At 73.6% G+C, this 10,576-nt stretch carries 9 protein-coding genes; 5 read left to right on the forward strand and 4 right to left on the reverse strand.

The window, feature by feature from the left end; all coding sequences use genetic code 11:
• Nucleotides 1-119 precede the first annotated feature (119 nt).
• The 4 genes from K304_RS0112750 to K304_RS0112765 all read right to left on the reverse strand — a co-directional run bounded on the left by K304_RS0112750 (nt 120) and on the right by K304_RS0112765 (nt 6,202).
• Nucleotides 120-1,973, reverse strand: coding sequence for an ABC-F family ATP-binding cassette domain-containing protein (locus tag K304_RS0112750; RefSeq protein WP_027764072.1), 1,854 nt, complete (start codon nt 1,971-1,973; stop codon nt 120-122).
• An 88-nt stretch (nt 1,974-2,061) separates the two neighbouring features.
• Nucleotides 2,062-2,550, reverse strand: a complete 489-nt coding sequence (locus tag K304_RS0112755) for a YbaK/EbsC family protein (protein ID WP_027764073.1) — start codon at nt 2,548-2,550, stop codon at nt 2,062-2,064.
• A gap of 104 nt (nt 2,551-2,654) precedes the next feature.
• Nucleotides 2,655-4,319 carry a penicillin-binding transpeptidase domain-containing protein gene (locus K304_RS0112760; protein ID WP_486591647.1) on the reverse strand — a complete coding sequence of 555 codons (1,665 nt, stop codon included), beginning with the start codon at nt 4,317-4,319 and terminating at the stop codon, nt 2,655-2,657.
• Between the two features lie 146 nt (nt 4,320-4,465).
• Nucleotides 4,466-6,202 (reverse strand): phospholipid carrier-dependent glycosyltransferase, encoded by a 1,737-nt coding sequence (locus tag K304_RS0112765; protein ID WP_027764075.1) that lies wholly within the window; start codon nt 6,200-6,202, stop codon nt 4,466-4,468.
• A gap of 129 nt (nt 6,203-6,331) precedes the next feature.
• On the opposite strand from K304_RS0112765, the gene rsmI reads away from it, so the two are divergent.
• The 5 genes from rsmI to K304_RS0112790 all read left to right on the forward strand — a co-directional run bounded on the left by rsmI (nt 6,332) and on the right by K304_RS0112790 (nt 10,351).
• Nucleotides 6,332-7,195, forward strand: coding sequence for a 16S rRNA (cytidine(1402)-2'-O)-methyltransferase (rsmI, locus tag K304_RS0112770; RefSeq protein ID WP_027764076.1), 864 nt, complete (start codon nt 6,332-6,334; stop codon nt 7,193-7,195).
• A gap of 216 nt (nt 7,196-7,411) precedes the next feature.
• Nucleotides 7,412-7,687: a hypothetical protein gene (locus tag K304_RS28735; RefSeq protein ID WP_037790175.1), complete on the forward strand. Its 276-nt coding sequence runs from the start codon at nt 7,412-7,414 to the stop codon at nt 7,685-7,687.
• Nucleotides 7,688-7,721: 34 nt separating this feature from the next.
• Nucleotides 7,722-8,567 (forward strand): TatD family hydrolase, encoded by an 846-nt coding sequence (locus K304_RS0112780; protein ID WP_027764077.1) that lies wholly within the window; start codon nt 7,722-7,724, stop codon nt 8,565-8,567.
• Between the two features lie 9 nt (nt 8,568-8,576).
• Entirely contained in the window at nt 8,577-9,458 is an 882-nt protein-coding gene (gene rsmA / locus K304_RS0112785; protein ID WP_027764078.1) for a 16S rRNA (adenine(1518)-N(6)/adenine(1519)-N(6))-dimethyltransferase RsmA, read from the forward strand.
• On the forward strand, nt 9,455-10,351 hold the full coding sequence (locus tag K304_RS0112790; protein WP_027764079.1) for a 4-(cytidine 5'-diphospho)-2-C-methyl-D-erythritol kinase: 897 nt from the start codon (nt 9,455-9,457) through the stop codon (nt 10,349-10,351). The genes rsmA and K304_RS0112790 overlap by 4 nt, the downstream gene beginning before the upstream one ends.
• The last annotated feature ends 225 nt before the right edge of the window (nt 10,352-10,576 follow it).

Consider the following 10,576-nt stretch of genomic DNA (forward strand, 5'->3'; position numbering starts at 1 on the left):
GGTGAGTGAGGTTCTTTCTACCACCGGACGCCGCGCGGGAGCGTTCCGGTTCCGTCACGGCCACGGGACGGATCTGTCAAGCGCGGCGCGCCGTCCCCCCGCGACCGGCAACTCCGGTCCTACTCGCCTTCGGCGAGTTCCAGCCAGCGGGTCTCCAAGTCGTCGCGTTCGGAGGCCAGTTCGCGCAACCGGGCGTCCAGGCCGGCGACGCGCTCGAAGTCCGTGGCGTGCTCGGCGATCTCGCCGTGCAGCGTCGACTCCTCGGCGCCGATCTTGTCCAGCCGCCGCTCGATGCGCTGGAGTTCCTTCTGTGCGGCACGGGACAGCGCGGCCGGTTTCGCGGCGGCCTGCCCGGACTGACCGGACTGACCGGACTGCCCCGGCTGCCCCTTCTGTCCGGCCGGACGGGTCGCGGCCTGCGCGGCGGGCGCCTGCTCGCGTACCCGGGCCCGCCGCTCCAGGTACTCGTCGACGCCGCGCGGCAGCATCCGCAACGTCCCGTCGCCCAGCAGCGCGTGGACGCGGTCGGTGGTGCGTTCCAGGAAGTAGCGGTCGTGGGAGATGACGACGAGGGAGCCTGCCCAGCCGTCGAGCAGGTCCTCGAGCTGGGTCAGCGTCTCGATGTCCAGGTCGTTGGTGGGCTCGTCGAGGAAGAGGACGTTGGGCTCGTCCATCAGCAGCCGCAGGATCTGCAGTCGGCGGCGCTCGCCGCCGGACAGGTCGCCGACCGGCGTCCACTGCTTCTCCTTCACGAAGCCGAACTTCTCGCAGAGCTGCGACGCGGTCATCTCCCGCCCCTTGCCCAGCTCCACGCGGGAGCGCACCCGCTCCACCGCCTCCAGCACGCGCCAATTCGGGTCGACCTCGGCCACCTCCTGCGAGAGATAGGCCAGTTTGACCGTCCTGCCGACCTTGACGCGTCCCGCGGCGGGCTGCTTCTCGCCGCCGCTGCGCGCGGCCTCCTCCATCGCCCGCAGCAGCGAGGTCTTGCCGGCACCGTTGACGCCGACCAGCCCGATGCGGTCGCCCGGCCCCAGCTGCCAGGTCAGGTGCCGCAGCAGCACCTTCGGCCCGGCCTGCACGGTGACGTCCTCCAGGTCCAGGACCGTCTTCCCGAGCCGGGAGTTGGCGAACCGCATCAGCTCCGCGTCGTTCCGGGGCGGCGGCACGTCGGCGATCAGCGCGTTCGCCGCCTCGATGCGGAACCGCGGCTTGCTGGTGCGGGCGGGGGCGCCGCGCCGGAGCCAGGCCAGTTCCTTCCGCATCAGGTTCTGCCGCTTGGCCTCCTCGGTCGCGGCGATGCGTTCCCGCTCGGCGCGGGCGAACACGTAGTCGCTGTACCCGCCGTCGTACTCGTGCACGCTGCCGCGCTGCACGTCCCACATGCGGGTGCACACCTGGTCCAGGAACCAGCGGTCGTGGGTGACGCACACCAGCGCCGAGCGCCGCGCCCGCAGGTGACCCGCCAGCCAGGAGATGCCCTCGACGTCCAGGTGGTTGGTCGGCTCGTCGAGCACGATCAGGTCCTGCTCGGCGATCAGCAGCTGCGCGAGCGCGATGCGGCGGCGCTCCCCGCCGGAGAGCGGGCCGATCACGGTTTCCAGCCCGTCCGGGAAGCCCGGCAGGTCCAGCCCGCCGAACAGACCGGTGAGCACGTCGCGGATCTTCGCGTTCCCGGCCCACTCGTGGTCGGCCATGTCGCCCAGCACCTCGTGGCGGACGGTGGCGGCCGGGTCGAGGGAGTCGTGCTGGGTGAGCACCCCGAGGCGCAGCCCGCCCGCGTGCGTGACGCGCCCGCCGTCGGGGGACTCCTGCCGGGCGAGAATGCGAATGAGGGTGGTCTTGCCGTCCCCGTTCCGCCCGACGACGCCGATGCGGTCGCCCTCGCTGACGCCGAGCGAGAGGCCGTCCAGCAGGGCACGGGTGCCGTACACCTTGCCGACGGCTTCCAGGTTGACGAGGTTGACTGCCATCTCACTCCTGCGACGCGTTCCGGGACGGCGTCCCAGCCTAGACGCCCGGCTGCCGTACCCCTGCCGCCCCCGGTGACCGGGAGATCCGTCAGGCGGGGGCCTGCCGGGTCTCGGCGACGTCGGCGAGGTCGGCCCCGGCGTGGGCGATCAGCGCCTCCGGTCCGATCGGGAAGACGGTGTGCGGCGTCCCCGCCGCCGCCCACACGGTGGTGTGCGCGAGCAGCCCGCGGTCGGCGAGCACGCGCAGCGGCGTGACGTGGCCGAACGGCGGCACCCCGCCGATGGCGTAGCCGGTGGCCCGGCGGACGGCGTCGGCGTTCGCCCGGCCGACCGTGCCCGCGCCGAGCCGTTCCCGCACCAGGGCGAGGTCGACGCGGGTCGCGCCGTCCATCAGCACGAGCACGGGTTTGCCGTCGGCCTCGAAGACGAGCGACTTCACGATCTGGCTCAGCTCGCAGCCGACCGCCGTCGCGGCATCGGCGGCGGTCCGGGTGCCGTCGGGAAAGGCGCGTACCTCGACGGCATCGAGGCCCAGTGCGGCGGCGAAGCGCGGGTGCGCGGCGGACGGAGCGGTCATCCGTCCACGCTAACGCCCCACGGGCCGGGAACCGGCACGGCACCGGTCGGGCCCGCCCGCACGCCGCGGGGGCGTGCGGGCGGGCCCGAAGGAGGGGTGCGGCGTCAGCCGCCGTAGGCGTCGAGGACCTTGCGGACCACCGGGCCCGCGTACTCGCCGCCGTGGCCGACGGCGGGTACGACCGCCGCGGCCGCGATGTCACCGGAGTACGCGGTGAACCACGCGTCCGGCTTCTTCTGCCCCATGACCTCGGCCGAGCCGGTCTTCGCGCCGAAGTCGCCGCTCATGCCGGCCATGGGCGCGGCCGCGGTGCCGCTCACCGCGGTGAGGTTCATCATCTGCCGCAGGCCGCTCGCGGTCTCCGGTTTCATCGTCTGCGCGGCGCCGGTCAGCGTGCGGCCGTCGATCTCCGGGGAGACGATGTACGGCTGCTTGAAGACGCCGGTCTTCACCGTCGCCGAGACGGACGCCATGTTCAGCGGGTTCATCCGCACGCCGCCCTGCCCGATGAGGGAGGCGCCCATCTGCGCGGCGCTCTGCACCGGGACGCGGCCGTCCATGGTGGAGGTGCCGACCTGCCAGGTGAGGCCGAGGCCGAAGACGTCGCGGGCGTAGTTCGTCAGCGAGTCGTTCTGCAGTTCCGGCGCCTGGCTGATGAACGCGGTGTTGCAGGAGCGGGCGAAGCTCTGCGCGAAGGTGCCGCCCTTGATCTCGAAGTGGTCGTCGTTGTGGAAGGGCCAGTCGCCGTACTCGAACTCCTTCGGGCACGGGTGCGCCGCGTTCGGCGAGGCGAGGCCCTTGTCCATGAGCATGCCCGCGGTGACGACCTTCATCGTGGAGCCGGGGGCGTAGAGGCCCTGAAAGGCGATGTTGAAGCCGGGCGCGGGGGTGTGGGCGACGGCCAGGATCTCGCCGGTGCTGGGCTTCACGGCGACGACGGCGGCCTTGTTCTTGCCGGCGATGGCGGACTCGGCGGCCTGCTGCACGCCGAGGTCGATCGTGGTCCGGAGGGTGCCCTCCTCCCCTTCGGAGAGGGTGAGGAGGGTGGTGCCGGTCTCCTCCCCCTTCGCGTCGAGGATGCGGGTCTCGATGCCCGGCTTCCCGCCCGCCTTGTCGCCGTAGCGCTTGCGCAGGTCGGCGAGGATGCCGCCCAGCGCCGGGTGGTCGTCCTTGGTGAGTTCGGTGCCGTTGCGGTCGACGGCCTTGATCGGCGGGGTGCCCGCCTCGCCGGTCTCGATGCTCTGGCCGTCCTTCAACCCGGGGTGCAGGACGGACGGTTCCCACTGGACGAGTGCGTCGCCGGTCTTCTTGTCCCGTACGACGCTCACGGCACCGTCGTAGGACCAGTCGGCGGTGGTCTCCTCGTGGACGATCTTCGCCTCGGCCGCGAAGGCGACCTCGCGCTGCTTCGGCTTCTGCGGGGTGAACGCGATCTCGTCGACGGCGGCGTCCTCGCGGAACGCGGTGAGCGCCTTCAGCGCGGTGGTCTGGTCGTCGGTGAGGGCGGCGGCCTGCCGCTCCTTGCCGGCGGCCCAGGCGTCCAGGAAGTCGCCCGCCACCGTGCGGACTTCCTCCGCGGTCGGCGGCCCGGTCTCGACGGTCTCCGGCTGCTTCCCGTCCGCGGTCGTCGCCCCCACGCCGCCGCGGCCCGCTTCGTCGTCGCCGACCAGCGCGTACACGCCGAAGCCGGTGGCGCCGATGACGACGGCGGCCACGGAGCCGATGACCGCCATGCGCTGCCTGTCCCGCGCCTGTTCCCTGTGACCCATCCGGATAGTGCCCCTCCACCCCGCCCCGGCCGACGCGGCCGGGGACCTTGTCCGAGGCACCCTACGGCACGAACCTTGACGGACCGGGCGCCCACATCACTCCTTCGAGTATCGAATCGGTGTATCGGCGCGGCGGTTCGCGACGGTCAGATCCAGGTGTCCAGCCACATGCGCTGCCGCCAGGCGTCGAGCGGGATCGTCTCGCCGGTGTACACGGGCCAGAAATAGATGAAGTTCCACACGACGAGCAGCACCAGCACTCCGGAGGCGACGACGCCGACCAGGCGGCGGCGTTCGGTGACACCGGGCGGACCGGCGAGCGCCCCGAGCATCATGGTGACCGCGAGGCAGAGGAACGGCACGAAGACGACGGCGTAGAAGTAGAAGATGGTGCGTTCCTGGTACTGGAACCACGGCAGGTAGCCGGCGGCGATGCCGCACAGGATCGCGCCGGCGCGCCAGTCGCGGCGCAGCAGCCAGCGGTAGAGCACGTACAGCACGGCGGCGCAGCCGGCCCACCACAGCAACGGCGTGCCCAGGGCGAGCACTTCGCGGGCGCAGCCGTCCGCCGCCGTGCACCCGGCCTCACCCTTGTCGGGCGACTCGTAGAAGTAGGAGACCGGGCGCCCCAGGACCAGCCAGCTCCACGGGTTGGACTCGTAGGTGTGGCCGTCGGTGAGACCGACGTGGAAGTCGTAGACCTGCGTCTCGTAGTGCCACAGGCTCCGCACCGCGTCGGGCAGCCAGGTTGCTCCCTGGCCTGCGCCCTCGGTGCGCGCCCAGTCGCGGTGGTAGCCGCGGTCGGTGGCGAACCAGCCGGTCCACGAGGCGACGTAGGTGAGCAGGGCGACCGGCACGGTGGAGAGGAAGGCGGGCAGGGCGTCGCGGCGGAGCATCGCGGTGAACGGCCGTCCGGCACCGGCCGCGCGGCGGGAGCCCATGTCCCACAGCACGGCGAGCACGCCGAACGCGGCGAGGACCACCAGGCCGTTCCACTTGGTGGCGAAGGCCAGTCCGAGGCACACCCCGGCGGCGATGCGCCACGGCCGCACGCCGAGGTTCACGCGCTCCGCGACGTACGCGTCCGGGGACGCCCCGCCCTCCCGGTCGGGGTCGGGCGGGAGGGCGGCCGCCAGTCGTGCGCGCGCCGTGTCCCGGTCCACGAGCAGGCACCCGAACGCGGCGAGGACCCAGAACATCAGCACCAGGTCCAGCAGGGCGGTGCGGCTCATCACGAAGTGCAGGCCGTCCACGGCCAGGAGGCCCCCGGCCAGGCAGCCCAGCGCCGTGGAGCGGAACAGCCGGCGGCCGATGCGGCAGAGCATCAGCACCGAGAGGGTGCCGAGCACGGCGGTCATGAACCGCCAGCCGAACGGGTTCAGCCCCCACATCACCTCGCCGAGCCCGATGATCCACTTCCCGACCGGGGGGTGGACGACGTAGGAGGGGTCGGAGGAGAGCCCGACGTCGCCGGCTCCGGAGAGGATGCGTTCGTTGGCGCCGTCCTCCCAGGTCCCCTCGTAGCCGAACTGCCAGAGGGACCAGGCGTCCTTGGCGTAGTAGGTCTCGTCGAATATCACCGCGTGCGGCGACCCGAGCTGCCAGAACCTCAGCAGACCGGCGACCAGGGCGACGAGCAGCGGCCCGCCCCAGGCCGACCAGGCGGCCAGCCGCTCCGCCGCGCGCGGGGAGAAGCCGAAGAGGGCCGCCGGCCTGCGGGAGGGACGGGGGTAGGGCGGTACGAGCCGCTCGCGCAGCCCGGCGCGCGGCGCGGGGCGGTAGCCGAAGCGGCGCAGCCGCGCCTGCCGCCCGGGCGGCGCGGGGGGCGGGGCGGTCTCGTGCGCTGCCTCGGTGGCGGTCTCCTGGGTCGTCACAGCGCTCATCGTAAGGAACGCGCCCCCGGCCCTGCGGCACGGCAAGCCGACACTCCCCTTTGCCCCTTCCCTCCGGCACCGCGTGGCGGGCGGGCCGCGAGTTGCCCGGGGCGCGGTCCGGCGGCGAGACTCGCGCGCATGACCTCCACCGGAACCCTCGTCCTCGCCGGCACGCCCATCGGCGACACCGCCGACGCCCCGCCGCGGCTGGCCGCCGAGCTCGCGGCCGCGGACGTCGTCGCAGCGGAGGACACCCGGCGGTTGCGCCGGCTCACGCAGGCGCTGGACGTACAGGTCGGCGGCCGGGTGGTGTCCTACTTCGAAGGGAACGAGTCCGCCCGGACGCCGGAGCTGGTGGAGGCCCTGGCGGGCGGGGCGCGGGTGCTGCTGGTGACCGACGCGGGCATGCCGTCGGTGTCGGATCCGGGGTACCGGCTGGTGGCGGCCGCCGTGGAGCGGGGGGTGCGGGTCACCGCCGTGCCGGGGCCGTCGGCGGTGCTGACGGCGCTCGCGCTGTCCGGCCTGCCGGTGGACCGTTTCTGCTTCGAGGGCTTCCTGCCCCGCAAGCGCGGGGAGCGCCTGACCCGGCTGCGGGAGGCCGAGCGGGAGCGGCGCACCCTGGTGTACTTCGAGGCCCCGCACCGCCTGCACGACGCGCTGACGGCGATGGCGGAGGTCTTCGGCGGCGGGCGCCGGGCGGCGGTGTGCCGGGAGCTGACCAAGACCTACGAGGAGGTCCGGCGTGGTCCGCTCGCGGAGCTGACCGCGTGGGCGGCGGAGGGCGTGCGCGGCGAGATCACCGTCGTCGTCGAGGGCGCGGCGCCGCCCGGGCCGGAGGACCTGGACGGCGCTGAGCTGGCCCGCCGTGTGGCGGTGCGCGAGGAGGCCGGGGAGCGTCGCAAGGAGGCGATCGCGGCGGTCGCGCAGGGCGCGGGCGTGCCCAAGCGGGAGGTCTTCGACGCGGTGGTCGCGGCGAAGCGGGCCGGCCCCGGCGGGCACTGATCGCGCACGCTCCGCACACCCCGCTCCCCATGTCGCACCACCCGGTAAAGCGTTAACCTGAAAAGCAAAACCTCGCCCAGGAAAGAGGCGGTTTCTCCGCTCCGGGCCCAACTCCGGGCCAATTGTCCTCAACGCTTCCCACAAGACTGCTGCGTTTCTTCCGGCACGGGAGTCCACTGGCCGTGGGCTCTTTCGCCCGGGAAGAAGGGAGCTTCGATGACGGAGACCGGCGGCACAGGAGCATCCGGAACGACGGTGCACGAGGCGTACAGCTTCGCCTGCATGAACTGCGGCTACGGCTGGGAGCAGACGTACGACATCGAGCACCGCACGGGGCCGGACGGCAAGCCGTTGATCACCTACTGGGCGGACGGCCGGCGCGTACCCTCCCCGCTCACCCACCCGACCTGCCCCAACTGCGAGGGTCACAAGCTGCGGATCATGCGTTCCGGGCGGGTGGCCACGGCCGTGGACGCCTGGCAGCACCACTGACGCCCCGGTCGGGGCGGGGACCTATCATCGCGGCATGCCCGCTCCCGCCCAGCCCGCACCGCCGCTGCCGGAACCGCTCCGCGTGCCGGTGGCCGACTCGCACACCCACCTCGACATGCAGGACGGCACCGTCGAGGAGGCCCTTGCCAAGGCCGCCTCGGTGGGGGTGACGACCGTCGTGCAGATCGGCTGCGACGTGGAGCGGGCGGGCTGGGCGGCGGAGGTCGCCGCAGCCCATCCCTCCGTGCACGCGGCGGTCGCGCTGCACCCCAACGAGGCGCCGCGGCTGGCCGAGGAGGGCGGCCCGCAGGCGCTGGACGCCGCACTGGCGGAGATCGAGAAGCTGGCGGCGCTGCCGCAGGTGCTCGCCGTGGGCGAGACGGGCCTGGACTACTTCCGCACCGGCGAGGCCGGCATCGCCGAGCAGCAGCGTTCCTTCCGCGCGCACATCGCTCTCGCCAAGCGGCTGGACAAGGCCCTGGTCATCCACGACCGGGAGGCGCACGACGACGTCGTCCGCATCCTGCGCGAGGAGGGCGCACCGGAGCGCACCGTCTTCCACTGCTTCTCCGGCGGCCCCGACCTGGCCCGGACCTGCACCGAGCACGGCTGGTTCCTCTCCTTCGCCGGCAACGTCACCTTCAAGAACGCCCAGCCGCTGCGGGACGCCCTGTCCGCCGCGCCGCCGGAACTCCTGCTGGTGGAGACCGACGCGCCGTTCCTCACCCCCGCGCCGTACCGGGGGCGCCCCAACGCGCCCTACCTCGTCCCGGTCACGCTCCGTGCGATGGCCGAGGTCAAGGGCCTGTCCGAGGACGAGCTGGCCGGTCATGTGGCAGCGAACACGGCGCGCGCGTTCGGCTACGAACCGCGCCCGTAGACTGCTGCGGTGAGCTCCGCCCCCGATCCCCTCCTCTCCCCCGCCGACGTCCGCGAACTGGCCGCCGCGCTGGGGGTGCGTCCCACCAAGCAGCGCGGGCAGAACTTCGTCATCGACGCCAACACCGTCCGGCGGATCATCCGTACCGCGCAGGTCCTCCCGGACGACGTCGTGGTGGAGATCGGCCCCGGCCTCGGCTCGCTCACCCTGGGCCTGCTGGAGACCGCGCGCCGCGTCACGGCCGTCGAGATCGACGACGTGCTGGCCGCCGCCCTCCCCGCCACCGTCGAGGCGCGCCTGCCGTCCCGCGCGGACCGCTTCGCCCTCGTCCACTCCGACGCCCTCCACGTCACCGACCTGCCCGGCCCTCCGCCCACCGCGCTGGTCGCCAACCTGCCCTACAACGTGGCCGTGCCGGTCCTCCTGCACATGCTCGCGGGCTTCCCCAGCATCGAACGCACCCTGGTCATGGTGCAGTCCGAGGTCGCCGACCGGCTGGCGGCACCACCCGGCTCCAAGGTGTACGGCGTCCCGTCGGTGAAGGCCGCCTGGTACTGCGAGGTGAAGCGCGCCGGGGCGATCGGCCGCAACGTCTTCTGGCCCGCGCCCAACGTCGACTCCGGGCTGGTCTCCCTCGTCCGCCGCGACCCGCCCGCCACCACCGCCTCCCGCACCGAGGTCTTCACCGTGGTGGACGCGGCCTTCGCGCAGCGCCGCAAGACGTTGCGCGCCGCCCTCTCCGGCTGGGCCGGCTCCGGCGCGGCCGCCGAAGAGGCGCTGAACGCCGCCGGCGTCTCCCCCAAGGCCCGCGGCGAGTCCCTGACCGTCGAGGAGTTCGCCGCCATCGCCGAACACCGGCCGTCCCCCATCCGGAAGGAAGAGGCCGCGTGACCGTCACCGTCCGGGTCCCCGCCAAGGTCAACGTGCAGCTCGCGGTGGGCCCGCCCCGCGCCGACGGCTTCCACGACCTGGCCAACGTCTTCCTCGCCGTCGGCCTCCACGACGAGGTGACGGCGACGCCCGCCGACACGTTCCGCCTCACCTGCACCGGCCCCGACGCCGACGCCGTGCCCCTCGACCCGACGAACCTCGCCGCCCGCGCCGCCGACGCCCTCGCCGCCCACCACGGCATCACCACCCCCGGCGTCCACCTGCACATCGCCAAGGACATCCCGGTCGCCGGAGGCATGGCCGGCGGCAGCGCCGACGCCGCCGGCGCCCTCCTCGCCTGCGACACCCTGTGGAACCTCCACACCCCCCACCCGGACCTCCTCGGCCTCTGCGCCGACCTGGGCTCCGACGTCCCGTTCAGCCTGGTCGGCGGCGCCGCGCTGGGCCGCGGCCGCGGCGAGCTGCTGACCCCCCTGGAGGTCGGCGGCACCTTCCACTGGGTGTTCGCCGTGGCGGACGGCGGCCTGTCCACGCCCGCCGTCTACCGCGAGTGCGACCGCCTGCGCGGCACCGCGGACGTCCCCGAACCCCAGGCGTCCCCCGCCCTCCTCACCGCCCTCCGCAAGGGCGACCCGCACGCCCTCGCCGGCACCCTGGCCAACGACCTCCAGGCCGCCGCCCTCTCCCTCCGGCCCTCCCTCGCGGACACCCTGAAGGCCGGAAAGAGCGCCGGAGCCCTCGCGGGCCTGGTCTCCGGCTCGGGCCCCACCTGCGCCTTCCTCACCGAGGACGCCGCCACGGCCGAGACCGTCGCCGACGCCCTGCGCCGCTCCGGCACCTGCCGCACCGCCCGCCCCACCACCTCCCCCACCCCCGGCGCCACCCTCCTCTGACCCCCACTTCACCGGGCCACCTCCCCCCAGGGCCGGGCGGAGGACGGCAGCGTGGAACGTGAGAGCAGAGCCGATACCCCCGGAAACACCCGCCCGTGTTCGCCGGGTTCCCCCTCGCCTTTCCCTCCCCCAGGGGCACGGGGGTGGGCCGGGGGCGGCGGCAGGGACGTGAGGGGGCGTGGGCGGAGGGCAGGGTCGATGCGCCCGGAAACACTTGCCCGTGAT

The organism is Streptomyces sp. CNS606, from assembly GCF_000426325.1.

Bases quoted from the DNA above. Each gene is read 5' to 3' on its own strand.
- K304_RS0112750 (WP_027764072.1), bottom strand. From the start codon at position 1,973: ATGGCAGTCAACCTCGTCAACCTGGAAGCCGTCGGCAAGGTGTACGGC.
- K304_RS0112755 (WP_027764073.1), bottom strand. From the start codon at position 2,550: ATGACCGCTCCGTCCGCCGCGCACCCGCGCTTCGCCGCCGCACTGGGC.
- K304_RS0112760 (WP_486591647.1), bottom strand. From the start codon at position 4,319: ATGGGTCACAGGGAACAGGCGCGGGACAGGCAGCGCATGGCGGTCATC.
- K304_RS0112765 (WP_027764075.1), bottom strand. From the start codon at position 6,202: ATGAGCGCTGTGACGACCCAGGAGACCGCCACCGAGGCAGCGCACGAG.
- rsmI (WP_027764076.1), top strand. From the start codon at position 6,332: ATGACCTCCACCGGAACCCTCGTCCTCGCCGGCACGCCCATCGGCGAC.
- K304_RS28735 (WP_037790175.1), top strand. From the start codon at position 7,412: ATGACGGAGACCGGCGGCACAGGAGCATCCGGAACGACGGTGCACGAG.
- K304_RS0112780 (WP_027764077.1), top strand. From the start codon at position 7,722: ATGCCCGCTCCCGCCCAGCCCGCACCGCCGCTGCCGGAACCGCTCCGC.